Source organism: Pseudozobellia sp. WGM2, assembly GCF_017810075.1.
Lineage (GTDB): Bacteria > Bacteroidota > Bacteroidia > Flavobacteriales > Flavobacteriaceae > JADNYK01.
Window position 1 is genome coordinate 630,308 of record NZ_JADNYK010000004.1, and the last position, 16,566, is coordinate 646,873.

Below are 16,566 nucleotides of genomic sequence, written 5' to 3' on the forward strand. Positions count from 1 at the left end.
CGGTCTATTGAAGCGATTTCAGGATGGCCGCCCTGCCCTCGGGGTCTATTTCGTCCAAGGACCGATAAATGTCCGACAGGGCTTCATTGGCATGCTCCAGCGCAAGGGGCCCGACGTGGCCGTCCTCAAGAAACTGTCCCTGTAATTTGGCGTGCAGGATATGGGCGTTGATGGCAAAATCAAAACGGTATTCCACTGCATCCAAACGGGCGGTCAGGTTCGGATAGGACTCCAGTTTGTAAAAACAAAAATGAAGGTCGGGACCGCATTCCCCTTTGGCAAGCTGGCGCTCCCAGCCCTTAACCGTTTCCGGATGTTCATTTCGGAACCTTTGCGTTTCCGAGCTAAGTAATAGTTCTTCCCGTGTCATGGATCGTATTTTTTAAGGTTTGTTCGACAGTGTAAAATCATTGGTGCGTTAAATGTTCCAATAGGGGGTTTCGGTCAATTCGACAAGGTGTTCGTACAAGGCGTTCTTGAAAGACATCACTGCTTCAAGGGAATCGAGGCGATGAAAAACATGTCGATCCTTTTCGGAGCGGATAGAAAGTTCATAGGCCTTCCGCACGGAACTTTCGCTCCATGGCCTTAATACATCCGAAGTAAAATCGATCAATGTGGTAATACTCTCCATAAGGAAAGCGTCCCGTAGTAAGTGGCGGCCGGTCGTATCTAAAATGGTTATCTCAAAAATCATGGTGTCAGATGGAAATTTTAATTCCTCTTTTCTCTTTGGCCCCCGAGGGTTCCAGGGAATCGGTACGGTTCATATATTCCCTGTAACTATGGTAGTATTCGGGATATCTGTTTTTTAGACCGGCAATGGGCCTATATTCCTTAAGTTCCGGTTTCTTGTCGTTTTTCGACAACGCAAAAAAGGTTTTGCCCGAACCGTAGTGCTCTTTTAGCAGTAGCGTATCGTTGGTCTGCCGCAACGGAATCTCGTCTAGATGAATAAGAAAGTCCTTCTTCTCGATAAGATTTTTGACGACCTCGTACTTTAACCGTTTCGGGGCGTTTTTGGATTCCAAAAACTCGTCCAACAATGTCCATTCCTTTAAGGCATCGCTACCAACAGCACTGTTGGCGGCCTTTAGGTACAATCTGTTTCCATGAATGCCCAGGGAAACACCGTATTTGGTCTCGGCCAGATGGGTTATCGATTTTCGCTCAAGTAGGGAGCGGAACTCCCGTACCGAAAGATATCGGCGGTTTTTTTCATTGGCGACCTTTAGATAGGGCACCAGTGTGACCACATTTTTTCCTTGTGTTGCCGGAACGAAAAGTCCCTCCAAGCCTTGTTCGATTTGAATAGGCGACGTTTTGGATAATTTCGGTAGTTTACCGACCGGGGGCACCATAGGCCGGATGCCGTTTTGCAGATGCCGATTATACGAGTAAATATTTCTTAAAGTATCGTTGAATAGGTGGAGCAGCCTGTTTTTGGTCTGTATATCCAAATGGTCGACATCCCTTTGGAAATACCTGTGCTTAATAAACAAATGATCGGATCTGGAGGGGTAAAGGTGTTGAACCTTTTCCTTTAGCAGCGGAATGGCATAGTTGTGCCAGACCGGACAATTGTTCACATGGGTATAGGACATGTACGTCCTATTCTCTACCCTATTGAACCCCAATAACAGCGTCATCAACTTATTTTCGTTTTCATGAACGGATATGCGACCCACGGGAACGATATTCCGGTCTTTTTGGAACAGACGGTCCCTACTTTTCAAAAGGGCCAACTGCTCTTTCAGTGCCGTGTTTACAAACCCCGATTCGGCCAATTTGAGATCGCGGACATATCGCAACTTCCTGAGGTCGTTCAATTGATCGGTCGGAACGGCCTTAAATCCAAAATCTTTAAATGTATTGAAGTCGGGGTCCAGAAATTGGGACACCAAATTTTTGACCCTATGGAACAGTTTAATGGAACTGCGAATTGTAAGATACATTTTCATAGCCATCGGTTCATTTAATTTTTAATTTGGAATACACCTCATATTTTATATTGAACGACCGCACGGGATTTATCCTGTTGCCATCCTTGATGACCTCGTAATGCAGATGAGGGCCAGTAGAAATTCCCGTACTTCCAACGGTTCCGATAAAATCATGGGCATCGAGTGCTTCCCCGGGTTCGACCGCCACGGATTCCATATGCCCGTATAGACTACTGAAATCATAGGCATGTGAAATGATGATGTGAAGACCATGACCATTGGGATCATTTTCGATATAGGCCACCCTGCCGGCAGCGGTACAATAGATCGGTGTACCCTTCTTGGCCGCCAGATCGATGCCGAAGTGTTTTTTTGTAACCTGATGGATGGGATGGTGACGGTTACCATAGGAACTTGACAGCACATAGTGTTCCCGGAACAGGGGAACCGCCGAAGGTAGGCTGTCCAAGATTTCCGGGCGCAAGGGCAAAAATGGTTTCAATCGGTCCATTTGTTCGAAATTTTCCAAATCGCACAATAGGTCGCCCAGCCGTTGATAGATCAGGTCTTCCCTTGATGCCCCGGTCATGGGTCGGCCCATTTGCCTTGTTAGGGTTCCAAGGTCTTCCGGCTCTTGGGGGCTATCGTAAAAAAATCGATTGGCGGTGATGCAAAGAAAGAACACCCCGACAAAAATCCAGTAACTATTGTTCTGTGGGGTAAAATGACCGTTGTCCCTCGAATTGGTCAAGTCGCCCACCTTTCGGGCACATCCCCTTATCCAACCGACTACGGATTTTTTAATGTTCCTCCCAACGCTCATGGATCATAGTTATTTTAAAGGTTGTTGCATAGAATTTTGTCAATTGCAAATTTTATTTATATTTGTAGTGATTATTACAAATATATGCAATTTTTACAAACATGAACAACACCTGGAGAAAATTTGATGCAAGGCTGGATTTAACGGCCCTAATGGATTATTTTGGATTTGTCCCCCGGCGTAAGACGAATACGTTTATAGGCTACAACATGGGAAAGGAGCATTATATCGTTATCAGGACCGACCTTGGATATCGCTATTACAGGCCAAACGAACCCCAAACAAAAGGTACCGCCTTTGACTTTATATTGGAACGGCTTTCCCGAACGGATGCCGAAGCAAGAACGGGTCTATGGACCAAAATCGAGGATTTCTATGTGGAACTTGAAAAAAAACCGGAATTCCTTCTAAATGACGCTTCCAAAAATTCCCTTGAAGTGGTCGACATCGGTTTCAACCATTTTGAAATGCTCGCCGATGAACTTTCTTTAAGCCCTAAAAGCACAGCGGGCACAGGTTCCGACATTTTCCAAGATCGTATCTACGAAAATCCGGAAGGTCGATTGTATTTCCCCTATCGAAACCTGGCCAATACCCTCACGGGGTATGCCATGGACAAGGATGGGAAGCTTTCCCTGATAGCGGAAAGCGATATTTCCAAATCCGTTTGGTTCAGTAAGGTGCCCGACACCATCAAGCATTTGGTGGTACTCCGCAACCCCATGGAAGCCATGGCCTTTCATCGAAGGTTTCAATTGGAGGATGTGGTCTATCTCACGCTCTCCGACATCAACTACGAGACCTCGAAATTACTGGTGCAGATCTTAAAACGTGCCAAACTGAAAAAAATGGTGCTCAGTTTTACAGGTTCCTCCAAAATCGAGGGCTATATCCATGACCTGATGCTTATTTCCTTTATCAACGATTCGCGTTTTCTGTTCCGGGTCGTCCAAGACCACTTGGCAATCCGGTTCGACCCCGAAGGGCAGAAGCCATTGGCAAAGCTGCACAATGAGGTATTGAAGTACAACGGTAGCCTGGCCAAGGAATATATCAAGTACAATAAGGTTCCGGACCAATCCCTTCTGAACCGGAAGAGTATCGTGCTCACCAGGGAAAAGCAATGGGTATCGTGCCGTATTCCCTTTGAGGTCAACGCACTTCGCTATTTTCTCTGGAGCTATTACCGAAACTATATGGACAGGACCATAGAAATCGTTAAGCCCGTACAGGCCAATTGGACGTTGGAGTTCGCAGCGAACGGGGTCTACAGTGGAACAGGAATGTTAAAGGCCTTTAAGATGGCCGTATAAATAAAGGGGGCGCTCCCGCCCCCTTCGATCCTTAATTCCGGACATGAAAAATGGAAATGTCATATCCAGAATTACAAAGTTAACAATTGTTTATTAATCCTTAATTTAAAACTTGAAAAATGGAAAAACAAGCAGAGCAGGTTTTCGTAAAAGTGAACCAACGATGGCAACGGGCGACCGTGGCCGGGGAAAAGGACGGAAAGGTATCCGTAATGACCAATGACGGACAGTCGTTCAAACTTCCGAAAAACGAGAAGTACTTTGAGCCCGTTAAATCCAAGGAGCAGAAATTCGCCTATGGGGATGTCAGGGAACAACTGGAGGGACAGTACATCAGTTATGAAAAACTTTCCCAAAGCGTACGCGACAATCTGACCGAGGGGAAGGAACACTTCCATGAGTCCACCTATATCTCGGAGGGAGAGCTCAAGGAAAGCGCCAAGATGGTGCAGATGGTCTATGACAGGAACCTAGGTTCCAGATTGGATGTCCAGTACCGAAGGAACGAAATGGTAACGCCGGACAAGGCATGGGCCTATAACCATAGTTTCAGTACCGATGAATACGAGCGGATGGTGCACAAAAAGGAATTCGTCCTCTTTCAGGGAAGCACCAACGATGGGGAAGTGTTCCAAAAGCTGGCCTATTACGAACCCAAGGTACGGGACATCCGTACCAAAGCGGCTCTTTCCCCGAACACCTATTTTTATGGGGCAAAGTTGACGGTAAAACAGGCCGGCGCACTCAACAGGGGCCAAGAACTCGAAATGGAGATCAAGAGCAAGGTCCACGGGACCAAACCCTATTTGGTGTCCTATTCCCCACGTAGGGAAACTTTTATCACCAAAAATATCGATTTGGAAAAAGCCAAAAGGCTTGAGGTAAATCCCGATGAAAAAAAAAAGTCGCGGAGCCGGGGTATAAAGGTCTGACCGGTTGACCCCTCTATGGGCCGTCCGTAATGGACGGCCCACTTTTCATCAAACCATACACAAAAACAAGGCCTCCCGCATTCGCATATCCATATGGAATGCGGCCAACAGATCCCATGTTCACAGGAAAGCCCATAACCCGCAGGTATGTGGCCAGGCGGGTGGACACTTGACCAAATTATGGCCATACCAATTGCCATAAATTAATACATATCCATTGCTTAGTGAATTCTATAGAGATGAAGAACTATTCCGAAAATCCCGGGTACTACAAACGGCTGATCGCCCAGATCGATAGCGAAGTAGATTTTTCCGGATATCTGATCGCAAAGGGCTACCGACTGCTCAAGAAAAGTTCGGGCTCACAGGAATTCCGAAAGGAGGCGGAACGCATCGTCCTACAGACAAAAAGGAAGCCCGTGACGTATTTCAACCGCAACGACTCTTTGGACAAGGGGCGATTTTTCAAATATCTCCATAATCGCTCCCCCAATTTTTACGAGGCCATAAAACAGGGACTGGACATTATCCAACGGGATTACCCGGAACCGCCCTCGGTCAAGCCGCAGCAAAAGAACAAAAGGTACGTTGGACTGGAAGAGCGTTATCGTATCGGCCCCCTGAACCGACCGAACTATTTAACGGAAGTTCGCGGGCTCTCAATAAACACGCTCAAATCCGAAGCCTTCAAGGGCAGGATCTTCAATGCCTTCCATATCAGTGACAGTAACGGCCGTATCGCCAATATCGCCCTTCCCAAGTATGGTGTGGACGGCAAGATCAAGAACTATACCCTTTACAATAGGCCCTATCGGGACAGCAAGGACGGAAAGGTGAAAAAGTTTCGCTTGTTCCTCAACGGGCGTTATCAATACCTTTTCGTTTCAAATCCAACTATTGCCGCAGATAAAATAGTCTGTGTGGAGAGCGGTTTCGATGCCATGGCCTACCATGAACTACACGGTCGCCCAAATACATTCTATATCTCCATGTCGGGCCATATCGACGAGCGGAAACTGGAACAGTTTCTCCAATGGAATCATAAGGTAGATCCATCCAATACGCTCCCCCTTCATTTGGCCTTCGACCATGATATCGAAGGGATGCGCTACGACCTTATTGTCTTGGGCCATTGGATCAATCGAAAGTCAAAGGGGGTGTTTATCGAAACGGATTGGAAACGCCCCGTGATGCGCTTGAAATTGAACTATCCCTCCAGATCCGTCGCTGCCATGGAACGGGATACCGACTACATCAATGCACGGATTTCCAGTGGCCCCCACGGAATGCCCTACGGTTTACAAAAGGCCATCTGCTATCGCGACAAGGTGCTCTGGGAACTGGATCTGGAAAAAATTGTTCTTCTTCCCCAACATTCCAGAACCTATTGGAGTCTGGCCGTCGAGACACTTTCCGAATGCTTCGCGCAGGGCATGCTAAAAATAGAGAAATCCCCCACCGTAAAGGATTGGAACGAGGAACTGATCTCAATAAAAAAAAAGTCCGGTTGTCCGCCAGTGAACCTATGCTGAATACCGTCGTGAAAAGATCAGGGAAACCGCCAAAAAGAAAAGGATATGCACGATAAGAACAAGGGCTATATGGGCATGTACCTTTCCGCCTTCCACTTTGCCATTATTCTGTTCGGGGAACAGTATGCCCTATATGTATACCACTACGGGCATCACGGATTCCTGGACAGTATCTACTCGTTTCTGATCCGTTCCGGACTGCCATCCCAAGGCTTGGTCGCCCGACTGCTCCTGTTGGGGCTTCTGATGGGCGGCATTATGATATACCGTCCGGTCAAAAAGGAGGCGTTGGATCGTCGAAAAAATGTTGCAGGCTTTCTCGTGTCCTTGGCCCTGTTGTTCGTTTCTTGGTGGTGCCATGGTATTTCCGTATTGGGGATGTGGGCCGCTATGGTACTTCTTTCCTTGGCCTACTTGGGATTGATAACCTACGGGATGCGGTTGTTCCAGTTCCTGGACTTTATGAACCCGGCCAAAAATGACCCTTTTAACGATACGAAGGAAACCTTCGAGCAGACGGGGAACCGAATCGATACGCCCTATTCCGCCAATATCCCATACATCTATTCCCACCATGGAAAACAGCGGAAAGGATGGATCAATTTCGTCAATCTTTTCAGGGCATTGCTGGTCATCGGCACTCCGGGGAGCGGCAAGTCCTTTTCCGTTATCGAGGAGATCATGGCCCAGTTCATCGACAAGAAATACGCCATGGTCATCTACGATTTTAAGTTCGATACGCTGACCCGTAAGGCTTATGGCTATTTGCAGGAAGCCTTAAAAAGGCAAGGTAACGATTCCAAAATGCCCTTTCCTAAACTGTACCGTATCTGTTTTGACGACCTCCGGATGACCCACCGGAACAACCCCATGGATCCCTATGGCCTGGTCAACCAATCGGATGCCATCGATACGGCCACGACCCTTATGAAAAACCTGAATCCCGAATGGATCAAGCGACAGGACTATTTTTCACGCAGTGCCATCAGTTATACCGGGGGCTGTATCTGGTATCTCAAGAAAAAATCGGAAGAAACGGGCAAGTACTTGTGCACCCCCGGCCATTTGACCATTCTGACCACCGTAAAGATCGACATACTGATGGAGATCATGACCAGGGACGTAGAGGTACGCCAAATACTGGTGCCCTTTCGGGACGCTTTGGAAAAGGAGGCCATGGAACAATTGTCTGGCCAGACCAGTACCGTCCAGATCAGCCTTTCCAGCATTGCGACCAAGGAAATCTTCTATGTGATGTCCGGCAATGACTTCAGTTTGGAGGTAAACGATCCGCGATATCCCAAGATCGTATCCCTACAGAACAATCCCGAACGGAAGGAAGTCTATTCCGCACCCTTGGGCCTGTACATGAATACCATTCTCAAACGGGTAAACAAACCGGGCAAACGGCATATGGCCTTGCTTATCGACGAGGTGCCCACGCTGTTCATCATGTTGTTGCGGACCATAATCGATACCGGCAGGGAAAACAAGATCGCCACGATTTTGGGATTGCAGAGTGTCGGACAGCTGATCCTGGATTACGGCAGGGAACTGGCCGATGTCATCTATGACAACTGTGCGAACATCATCTGTGGTGCGGCCAAAGGCGAAACGGCCAAACGATTGAGCGAACTTTTCGGAAAGATCCATCAGGAAAAGGTCTCAAAGAACACGAGCAGCTCCGATGTCAGTACCAACCTGAGTACACAGATGATGGAACTCTTGCCCAGGAGCAAGATCGCGTCCATGTCCACCGGGCATTTCGCAGGATTGGTGGCCGACACTTTCGAAAACCAGATCAAGGAAAAGAAATGCTATGGCCAGTTGCTTCCCGACATCGAGGGCAAGCGTAGGGCCATGAAGCATGAGCTGCCCGTTGTCAACGATTTCAAACCTGAGGATTTCGGGGAACTGTTCAACGCCCAGATGAAGCTTATAGAGGAACTGGACCTACCGAAGAACGCCTCGGAACTGTTCACCAGGGATATCGGGTACATCGAATTTTATGGTACACGTCTGGAAGAAACGGCCAAAAATGCATTTACCAATGGCACCAAGCGGCGAATTTTTAAGGATGTGGTCCGGGAGCTTCGCCTGTTCGACTTCAGGGGGGAAATTCTAGAACTGTTGAATAGAGGCGCAAGGGGTACCGATTGGCAAAGGTTATTGGCCCATATAGTGGAGGAATTTTTGGTACGGAAGGAAATGGACCGTGTGGCCCAGGCCGAATTCGACAAGATCATCGATGAAGTGGACAGCTTGGTCAAAGAAGAGTACAAGGCCGTGACGGGGAAAGCGCTAAAGAGCGCCATATTTGACGAAAAGAAAATAAATGGTGAAATTGCAAGATCAATCGACAACTCCAAGGAGGCCGTGGAAAAGTTCATGGACGATTTCGGTCAAGGCCTGGATGAGTCCCTGTCCGAAAGTTTGGCGGCCTTACAGGAAGGGACGGAGTATGATTTTGAAGAGGAATTTTCCTCGTATCCCATAGAAAATTTTGAATAATGGACATTGAATCAATCATCAAACTGGACTCCAAGGATTTGGGGTATATCGGGGAGCGCTTAAAGGAAATACGTCTTGAACTGGTGGAATTGGACGATGTCGAGGACAAGAGGTTCAGTCAGTTTTCGATGACCAATCTGAGCGATTACCTGAACATGGACAGAACTACTTTGGCCAATGTCGAGCGTGGCTCCTCTATGGTCAATTCCATAAAGATCATCCTCTATTTCTACAGCTTGGGCTACAACCCCATTTGGATTCTGTTGCCCGATAACGAGTTCGTGCAAAAACGTAACCTTGGGGAAAATATGGTCTACCAAGAAGGGCTGCGCGAAAAATACCTTGAGCTGGAGGAACGGGTTTCCGAGGCCATGAAGGAGTTCAAATCGTCCTTATAAATTTTGCATTCGGCGTAATTTCTTGCCGTTAAAGGATTTTAGGTTCAATATCCCCATTATTGTCCGAAAAGAGCTACCTATGCTTGGTCCATTGCTATATAGCAATGTCCATGGCATTATACGATCATTGCTATATAGCAACCTATAATGCACTATATATTCAATGCTATATAGGAATATAGCATCAAATATTCATATGGTCATATGACCATATGACGCTATGGTTTTAAAAAGTATGTTTATGGAGACAAAAATAATTTCATGTACGGGAGAAAAGGGCGGTTGTGGCAAGACGACCCTGAATATCATCTTGGCCACCAACCTGTTTCACCTGTACCGGAAGAAAACGGTATTGATCGATATGGACAATCCCCAATATTCCGTATACAAAAAAAGGATCCGGGATTTGGGGCAGATAGGATCGACCGAAATGCCGATTTTTCCCGTAGAACGGGCAACGGTCGAGACCTTGGAACCGTTAATCAAGAGGTACTATGGTACCGTGGATTTTATCATCGTCGATTTTCCCGGAAACCTGAACGAGGAAATGGTAAGGGGGCTGTTGTATGTCGAACATATCTTCATTCCCTTTTTCCTTGACGAACTGGAAATCGACAGTACCGCGGTGTTTTATAAAACCTTGCAACGGAACTATCTATGGAACGAAAATCGGGTACTTCGGTCCGTCAACCTGTTCTTCAACCGCTACGAGCTGGTCAAGGTCAATAAGTTCGATACAGTAAGGAAAACCTTGGCAAGGGCGGGGATGCCCATGATGGAACAGGTCGTCATGGAACGGACCATATACAGGGAGAGGTACCGCAATACCCTGATTCCCATTCCTCCGACAAAAGAGAACGGGGAACTGGGGCTAAAACGATTTATGGAAGAGGTCATGAAAATTTCAAAAAACTAAAAATGGGAAAAAAAGTAAATGTCAAGGACTTGCTGGAATCGGCCATCCTAGATAGTACGAATACCAAGGAAGAGGTCGAGGGACTCAGGGAACAACGGCAAAGCGCGGTCCGAAAAGTTGAAAAAAGTCCGGTCCGGAAAGACGAAAGAAATGATGGTACCGTTAAATATAGTGGCACACATGGGGCCACGGAACGTTTATTTCCATTGGCAAAATTAAACCGGATGGAACAAGGAAAGGTCGCGGACTTTGAGACATTGTTGGAGCAAAACAACTATATCGACAAAAAGGAACAGTTTATCTTTAGGTTGAGCAAGACCTGTTTCGAGGACTATGAACGGCTGGCCAGCGCATGCAGCTATAAATTGGGAAAAAAGGTCTCCCGCAACGACATCATGCGAAAGGCCCTGGAATTGTACCACCATGAAAGCGTTCGGGAACTGAAACGAATTATCGATAAGATTTGAACTGGAACTGGGAACATATCGTCTATGCCGTCATCGGTACCCTATGCTCGCTGTGGTACGTATGGGTCTTTGTCGTTCTTAAAAAATCCAAAACCAAAAAAAATGTTCAGGAAAATGATTCATATTTGCAAAAATCACATATATTTGTAAAAAACACATCTTTAATGGATAAAGATATGGACCAGTTACTCAACCGTGTCGATGAGAATGAAACCAGCTCCGAGCTGTTGGACATTTTCAATGCGTCCGATAAAGATGTTCAGAATGAATCCTTAATTCCAGAACATGAAAAATTCAAGATCATCAAAAATTCCGGGTCCCCTCCGGAACCGGGGGCGGGCGATCCCGATTAACGTCTTCCTGACCTTATTCCTTACTATTGCCTTCCATTCGGCCGGCTTGGCCCAGATTGACGAACTGGTCAATCAGGTCAACCAAGCGGAACAGGGTACCGCACAGATAGGGAACAGCATTTTTCGGATCATCAAGATTGCCGCGGGAGTACTTCTGGCCATTGCGGCATTGGCCTTTCTCATCGTCAGGGAGCAGAACCAGGACATGGCCCGTAAAGTAGGCAATGCCCTTGTAGGGCTGGTCATTTTCTACGGCCTTATCGAAATAGGGGAAAACTTGGCCAACTGATCATGGAGAACAAGTTGATCAAGATCCCAAAGGCCCTGCAAAAGGACGTTTCCTTCTTTGGGCTCCGTGCCAAATATGTGGACCAAGCCTTTAAGGGCTCGTTCCTGTCCCTGATGGTGGGGCTGTTCCTTAGCACGGTCATCCCGACATTTCTCAGCCTTTTACTTTCCTTCTGTACCGCGGCCCTCTACATCGCACTCATGCTTTTCTATTCAAAAATGTACGGAGAAAATGGCTTTATCAAGTCGAGGGCAGATCGAAGGGGGCCGGATACCATTAAAGGCCATGTCAACAAAAAAATGCTGGTGCTATGGAAAAAAGACTGAACCTTCTCGATGCCTTTCCCATTTACGGTTACGAGGCACCAATTTTAATATCCAAGGAAAAAGGTTGCCTGAGCATTCCGTTGCAACTGGAACTTCCCGAGATCTATACCTTGGACAGTAAGGATTATTTGGACCTGAACCGGATGGTTTCCGGCATCTTGGAAATCCTGGGCGAGAACTGTCTCTTGCACAAACAGGACCTGTTCTTCGGGGAGACCTATCCCATGGACCGGCAGCGGCTGGAGCGGGATTTTTTCGAGACGGAGGACGAACTTTATTTTAAGGACAGGCCCTTTTTGGAGCATCGCTGCTACTTGGCGATCCATAAAGTGCCCAAAAACTATATCGGCCGCACCCCTATCGGGGCCAATTCCTTCCTAAAAAAGGAGCGCCGGTTCTACGGACTAAACCACGTTCCCGAAGAATATCTCGACCAGGACGCTATGGAGGATTTCGAGGCCAGGGTCGGGGCCGTAAACGACCTTATCAACGATTCGGGCCTGATGACCTCAAAGATCCTTGATTCCGAGGGACTTTTCGGACGGGCGGGCTATTACGATCGTTATCTGGAAGCGGGCTGCGGTGAAGGTTCGGGCAAGGATATCGATTTTTCGGACCACGGCCTGCGGATCGGCGACAAACAGGGACAGTACTTCACTTTGGAGAACCTCGACCAGTTCTCCAAGGAGGGTATGGCCTTCCACGAGTATTTTGGAAAATACAGCACCGGGGACAACCTGTTCCCCATCGGGAACCTGTTTTCCCTGGGCTTCAGGATTTCCCAGGAACATATTGTCAACCAATATATCTATATCCCCGAAAAGGAGAAGGCCATGGCCAAGCTCCGGGCGAAGGCCAAACGGCTGGACAAATATGCCCGGAACCGTAAGGGGGACAAGAACAGTACCTACCGGGACCAGATCTATGAGTTCCAGCAGCATATCCTGAACGAGCACAAGGAACTGGTCTATTATCATTTGAACGTTTTGGGCCTCTCCGGTTCCGAAAAGTCCTTTAGGCCGATGTGCAATTCCGTTCGGTCGGCCTTTCGGAAGCTGGGCATCCACGTCAAGGAAAATACCGTGGATCGGAAAAACCTTTTTTTCGGGGGCATCCTCGGCAACGGCATCGGCCTGAGCATGGAACTCTTCAGTCCTTTTTCCTCGGAGATGGCGGCCAGTCTCTGGTATTTTGAAGGAGGCTATAAAAACAGGTTGCACGGTCCCCACGGCCTTCGCATGGTCGACAGGGCCATGGGAAAACCTTTATTGGTCAGTCTCTACCGCGATCCAGAGGCAAAGGATTGGATCTTTAACCGGGGCATGCTCATCGCCTCCGGTTCCGGTGGCGGAAAGACCTTTTTTGCCAATGCCTATCTGTTCTCGGAATATCGCGAGGGAGCGGAAATCCTTATTCTTGAGAACGGGAATTCCTATGACAAGCTGCTGGACCATCTAGATGGGGTCGTCATAGAGAACGACGACAAAAACCCCTTTACGTTCAACCCCTTTGTGGTCGATCTGGGGGATGTTGTCGAGAAGGATGGCGAAAAGGTGCTTACCGAGCACAAGCTGACCCAGCTCATCGCACTGGTCTATCTTTTATTGGGGCGAAAGGATACTACATCGGACGACGGTCATGACAGTGCCGTGATCCAGACCGTCATCGAATTGTTGGTGCAGGGGTATTATCGGGACCAGTTGATCAAAGATCGCCCCGATAACTCCTTCAATACTTTTTATGGGTATTCGGAGAAGCACTTGGAGCGGCTTATGGATTCCAAAGGTATACGAAAGGAAGTCTTCGACCCCAACTTGTTTTTACTACTCTTGGGCAAATATGCCCATGATGGCCCCAGGGCATACCTATTGAACAGTAGGGACAAAAGGATAGCCCAATTGGGTCGTGAGAGGCTGGTATATTTCAAGCTGGAAAACCTGATCGAAAACGAACAGCTCTTTCCGATCCTGGCGTTCCTGATGATCGATGTGTTCGATAAAAAACTGAAGGATCCCAAAAAACTTTCCCTGAACAAAATATTGGTCGTTGATGAGGCATGGAACCTCTTCGACAACCCTATAATGGCCAATTACTTTGACGCCAAGTCCAGAATGGCCCGGAAATACGGGGGCCAACCCATTTTTATCTCACAGAAGGTAAGCGATTTCGTCAAATCGAAGTACATCGGCAATACCATAGTGGTGAACAGCCACATCAAGGTATTGCTGGACCTCGGCGAATTCGGAAACTCTTTTGGCGAGATCCAACGGCTATTGGGCCTGAACGAGAAACAGAGGCAACTGATCCTGTCCATCAACAAAGACCTGCCCATGGGCCGAAAGTTACGGGAAATGGCCATTTGTTGGAAGGACCGCGTCAAGGTGTTCGGATTGGAGACCTCGTTGCCGACGAAATGCCTGTTCGAGACCAACCCCAACGAAAAAGCGAAGATCAACCGTCTCCACGAAAAACACGGACGTGTTTGGCAAAGAACGGCCACCGCCTACAAACGGCTACAAAACGAACTGGCGGAATCCGGTTCGGGGAATTTGAGCGACAGCGACCCTAATCCTAAAAATAAATAATGATGATGTATTTAAGACCGAAAACTGCATCCCTGAAAGTCCTGATCTGGCTACTCCCCTATTTCGGCATCGCCCAGATTCCAGTGACCGATGTAGCGGCCAACGCCCAATTGGTATTGCTCAACAAAAATGTGGCTACGCTCAATTCACAACTGGTCACCTTGAACTCGACCATGGGCAAACTATTGGCACAGATGGAACAGAACGTCACCGCAAACAACAATGCCTCACAGATACTCCGCCAAGATCTCTCGGCAAAAAGGACCCCCGCCAGCTATGTCATGGGAAGTCCCGAAATGAACGAACTGTACGACCTGAAGGACAAAATAGTGGAAGCATGCAAGGGCACGCAGAAAAACCTCCGCACATTTTCCCATCTGGAAAGGGTGGAAAAGGAAAGGGCATCACAAATATTGGCGGATGCCCTGGAACAGGTTTCTTCCTTGGTCTCCCAAGGATCGCATATTGCCTCGACGGGCGAGATCATCGAGTCGGCCGACCGACTTTCGACATTACGGTCGATCTTGGACAAAATGGACAGCGTCCTGGACACCATCATAAAGGTCAACACATCGCTCTCGCAGAAAAATGAGCACCGCAAAGCGGTCTATTCGTTGATCAGAACAAATTAATGTACGTCATGCAATCCGATACAGGCTTTAGGGTAACGGTGAATACCATATTCGATCAATATATCGACGATGCCTTCTCCCATCTAGGCCCTACGATGGGCATTGGCTTCCAACTGGCAAAGATCGGTCTGGGCATCTTCGCCATTATGCATTTTGTGGGCAGTGATCGGGCGGATGTGTTCAAGGCCCTAAAATGGTTCCCGTTGATGTTCATTCTCTTCAACTACTCGGAGTTCGCACGCGCCATATTTGAATTTTACGGTAACCTCGGGTCTTCATTTGTAAGTACCCAAAGGAACTGGGACACCATCGGACAAAAGGTGGCCTTGGCCCAGATCGATGTGGCGGCCAACAACTTGGTGGAATGGAACATGTTCAGCATGGATATCGATGCACTGCAATCCTTTGCCCTTACCGGTCTGGCCGGTTCCATAACGGCCTTTGCCCATATCATCTCCACGTTGATCTTCGTGGGCATCAAGGCCTTGGCCACCATTTACCTGTTCATCTTGATCATTTTCGGGCCTGTCAATATCGGTCTTTCGTTCATTCCTGCCATTTCCGGCCTTTGGAAAGCCTGGTTGCAGAAGTTCATGAGCCTCTGCCTATGGTTGCCCATGTTATATGTCGTGGACATGTTCATGGTCAACCTTGTCGATGCGCTCGTAGACCATCTACTGCGCAACAGTGCCTATGACCTCGGACTGATTCTGAGTTCATCCCTATTGATCTTGATGACCTCTTTCTTTTACATCAAGGCCCCTACACTTGCCAACTTTGTCGTCCAGGGCCTCAACATATCGGGTGGCGGTATCGTCTCCAAGCCCAAGCACTACGGCAAAAAAGCAATACAAACGGTCATCGATGCCAAGAGCGGCGGGGCCACAAAGGCGGTCCGGACACTAACGCAATAACGAGCTCATGAAGGGAAAATACGAGATATTCAATGATATCGCCAAAAGCAGAAGGCACAACAACAGGTTGGTATACTGTTGCTTGATACTGATGATAGCGGTCTTTGCGACCGCCATCTATTTCGTGGTATCGGCCCATGAGCGTGCGAACAATAATGCCTATCTGCTGTACGCCGGACAACGCCTCCCATTGGCCCCGCTACGGGACGCAGGGGAGAACCTGGAAATTCTTTGCGAGGGCCATGTCCGGAACTTTCATGAGCTGTTTTTCTCCCTGGAACCCGATCTGGACCTTATCAAAAGGAACATTGAGGGCAGGGCCCTGTTCATGATAGATTGGTCAGGCAACCGCTTATACGCCCGTTTGGTCGAAAAAAAGTACTTCCATGATGTTGCAATGCGCAACTATCGTTACTTTATGGAACCCGATTCGATTCAGATCGACTATGCAACCTATCCGTTTCCGTTTACTTTCTACGGCAAACAGGCCATAGAAAAAGGCAGATCCACAACGTATAGGAACTTGGTCACCAAAGGGTCTTTAAAAAAAACGGGGATTACCCCGAACAACCTGAACGGAATCAAGATTATCGACTTTGAGGTCGTGGACAATTCGGACCTCAAACGCTAAC

The 16,566-nt window shown here is 47.8% G+C and carries 18 protein-coding genes; 14 read left to right on the forward strand and 4 right to left on the reverse strand.

Annotated elements, in window-relative coordinates; all coding sequences use genetic code 11:
• Positions 1-4 precede the first annotated feature (4 nt).
• Genes IV512_RS12510 through IV512_RS12525 form a run of 4 tightly spaced genes read right to left on the reverse strand, consistent with a single transcriptional unit; the run spans position 5 to position 2,766 of the window.
• A complete protein-coding gene (locus tag IV512_RS12510; protein ID WP_209403835.1) occupies positions 5-370 on the reverse strand; it encodes a hypothetical protein in 366 nt (121 codons plus the stop codon).
• Between the two features lie 48 nt (positions 371-418).
• Positions 419-697: a hypothetical protein gene (locus IV512_RS12515; RefSeq protein ID WP_209403837.1), complete on the reverse strand. Its 279-nt coding sequence runs from the start codon at positions 695-697 to the stop codon at positions 419-421.
• Positions 698-701: 4 nt separating this feature from the next.
• The gene (locus tag IV512_RS12520) at positions 702-1,961 is read right to left on the reverse strand and encodes a hypothetical protein (RefSeq protein WP_209403839.1); all 1,260 of its coding nucleotides are present in this window, start codon (positions 1,959-1,961) and stop codon (positions 702-704) included.
• A 10-nt stretch (positions 1,962-1,971) separates the two neighbouring features.
• Positions 1,972-2,766 (reverse strand): M23 family metallopeptidase, encoded by a 795-nt coding sequence (locus IV512_RS12525; protein ID WP_209403841.1) that lies wholly within the window; start codon positions 2,764-2,766, stop codon positions 1,972-1,974.
• Between the two features lie 101 nt (positions 2,767-2,867).
• On the opposite strand from IV512_RS12525, the gene IV512_RS12530 reads away from it, so the two are divergent.
• The 14 genes from IV512_RS12530 to IV512_RS12595 all read left to right on the forward strand — a co-directional run bounded on the left by IV512_RS12530 (position 2,868) and on the right by IV512_RS12595 (position 16,565).
• The gene (locus tag IV512_RS12530; RefSeq protein ID WP_209403843.1) at positions 2,868-4,079 is read left to right on the forward strand and encodes a hypothetical protein; all 1,212 of its coding nucleotides are present in this window, start codon (positions 2,868-2,870) and stop codon (positions 4,077-4,079) included.
• 119 nt (positions 4,080-4,198) lie between these two features.
• Positions 4,199-5,011, forward strand: a complete 813-nt coding sequence (locus IV512_RS12535) for a hypothetical protein (protein WP_209403845.1) — start codon at positions 4,199-4,201, stop codon at positions 5,009-5,011.
• A gap of 239 nt (positions 5,012-5,250) precedes the next feature.
• On the forward strand, positions 5,251-6,543 hold the full coding sequence (locus IV512_RS12540; RefSeq protein ID WP_209403847.1) for a toprim domain-containing protein: 1,293 nt from the start codon (positions 5,251-5,253) through the stop codon (positions 6,541-6,543).
• Positions 6,544-6,588: 45 nt separating this feature from the next.
• The gene (locus IV512_RS12545) at positions 6,589-9,054 is read left to right on the forward strand and encodes a type IV secretory system conjugative DNA transfer family protein (protein WP_209403849.1); all 2,466 of its coding nucleotides are present in this window, start codon (positions 6,589-6,591) and stop codon (positions 9,052-9,054) included.
• Between the two features lie 38 nt (positions 9,055-9,092).
• Positions 9,093-9,452: a hypothetical protein gene (locus IV512_RS12550; RefSeq protein ID WP_209403851.1), complete on the forward strand. Its 360-nt coding sequence runs from the start codon at positions 9,093-9,095 to the stop codon at positions 9,450-9,452.
• Between the two features lie 241 nt (positions 9,453-9,693).
• A complete protein-coding gene (locus IV512_RS12555; protein ID WP_209403852.1) occupies positions 9,694-10,368 on the forward strand; it encodes a ParA family protein in 675 nt (224 codons plus the stop codon).
• Positions 10,369-10,370: 2 nt separating this feature from the next.
• Entirely contained in the window at positions 10,371-10,835 is a 465-nt protein-coding gene (locus IV512_RS12560) for a hypothetical protein (RefSeq protein ID WP_209403854.1), read from the forward strand.
• The gene (locus tag IV512_RS12565) at positions 10,832-11,188 is read left to right on the forward strand and encodes a hypothetical protein (RefSeq protein ID WP_209403856.1); all 357 of its coding nucleotides are present in this window, start codon (positions 10,832-10,834) and stop codon (positions 11,186-11,188) included. Before IV512_RS12560 ends, IV512_RS12565 begins: the two co-directional genes overlap by 4 nt.
• 46 nt (positions 11,189-11,234) lie before the next feature.
• Positions 11,235-11,477, forward strand: coding sequence for a hypothetical protein (locus IV512_RS12570; protein WP_209403858.1), 243 nt, complete (start codon positions 11,235-11,237; stop codon positions 11,475-11,477).
• 2 nt (positions 11,478-11,479) lie between these two features.
• Entirely contained in the window at positions 11,480-11,803 is a 324-nt protein-coding gene (locus IV512_RS12575) for a DUF4133 domain-containing protein (RefSeq protein ID WP_209403860.1), read from the forward strand.
• Positions 11,788-14,388, forward strand: a complete 2,601-nt coding sequence (locus IV512_RS12580) for a TraG family conjugative transposon ATPase (RefSeq protein WP_209403862.1) — start codon at positions 11,788-11,790, stop codon at positions 14,386-14,388. Before IV512_RS12575 ends, IV512_RS12580 begins: the two co-directional genes overlap by 16 nt.
• Positions 14,388-15,020 carry a hypothetical protein gene (locus tag IV512_RS12585; protein ID WP_209403864.1) on the forward strand — a complete coding sequence of 211 codons (633 nt, stop codon included), beginning with the start codon at positions 14,388-14,390 and terminating at the stop codon, positions 15,018-15,020. Before IV512_RS12580 ends, IV512_RS12585 begins: the two co-directional genes overlap by 1 nt.
• 8 nt (positions 15,021-15,028) lie before the next feature.
• Positions 15,029-15,934 carry a type IV secretion system protein gene (locus IV512_RS12590; RefSeq protein WP_209403866.1) on the forward strand — a complete coding sequence of 302 codons (906 nt, stop codon included), beginning with the start codon at positions 15,029-15,031 and terminating at the stop codon, positions 15,932-15,934.
• A 190-nt stretch (positions 15,935-16,124) separates the two neighbouring features.
• Entirely contained in the window at positions 16,125-16,565 is a 441-nt protein-coding gene (locus IV512_RS12595; RefSeq protein WP_209403868.1) for a hypothetical protein, read from the forward strand.
• The last annotated feature ends 1 nt before the right edge of the window (position 16,566 follow it).

What these genes read in the sequence shown, in the direction of transcription:
- IV512_RS12510 (WP_209403835.1), bottom strand. Translation starts at nt 370, where the DNA reads ATGACACGGGAAGAACTATTACTTAGCTCGGAAACGCAAAGGTTCCGA.
- IV512_RS12515 (WP_209403837.1), bottom strand. Translation starts at nt 697, where the DNA reads ATGATTTTTGAGATAACCATTTTAGATACGACCGGCCGCCACTTACTA.
- IV512_RS12520 (WP_209403839.1), bottom strand. Translation starts at nt 1,961, where the DNA reads ATGAAAATGTATCTTACAATTCGCAGTTCCATTAAACTGTTCCATAGG.
- IV512_RS12525 (WP_209403841.1), bottom strand. Translation starts at nt 2,766, where the DNA reads ATGAGCGTTGGGAGGAACATTAAAAAATCCGTAGTCGGTTGGATAAGG.
- IV512_RS12530 (WP_209403843.1), top strand. Translation starts at nt 2,868, where the DNA reads ATGAACAACACCTGGAGAAAATTTGATGCAAGGCTGGATTTAACGGCC.
- IV512_RS12535 (WP_209403845.1), top strand. Translation starts at nt 4,199, where the DNA reads ATGGAAAAACAAGCAGAGCAGGTTTTCGTAAAAGTGAACCAACGATGG.
- IV512_RS12540 (WP_209403847.1), top strand. Translation starts at nt 5,251, where the DNA reads ATGAAGAACTATTCCGAAAATCCCGGGTACTACAAACGGCTGATCGCC.
- IV512_RS12545 (WP_209403849.1), top strand. Translation starts at nt 6,589, where the DNA reads ATGCACGATAAGAACAAGGGCTATATGGGCATGTACCTTTCCGCCTTC.
- IV512_RS12555 (WP_209403852.1), top strand. Translation starts at nt 9,694, where the DNA reads ATGGAGACAAAAATAATTTCATGTACGGGAGAAAAGGGCGGTTGTGGC.
- IV512_RS12560 (WP_209403854.1), top strand. Translation starts at nt 10,371, where the DNA reads ATGGGAAAAAAAGTAAATGTCAAGGACTTGCTGGAATCGGCCATCCTA.
- IV512_RS12575 (WP_209403860.1), top strand. Translation starts at nt 11,480, where the DNA reads ATGGAGAACAAGTTGATCAAGATCCCAAAGGCCCTGCAAAAGGACGTT.
- IV512_RS12580 (WP_209403862.1), top strand. Translation starts at nt 11,788, where the DNA reads ATGGAAAAAAGACTGAACCTTCTCGATGCCTTTCCCATTTACGGTTAC.
- IV512_RS12585 (WP_209403864.1), top strand. Translation starts at nt 14,388, where the DNA reads ATGATGATGTATTTAAGACCGAAAACTGCATCCCTGAAAGTCCTGATC.
- IV512_RS12590 (WP_209403866.1), top strand. Translation starts at nt 15,029, where the DNA reads ATGCAATCCGATACAGGCTTTAGGGTAACGGTGAATACCATATTCGAT.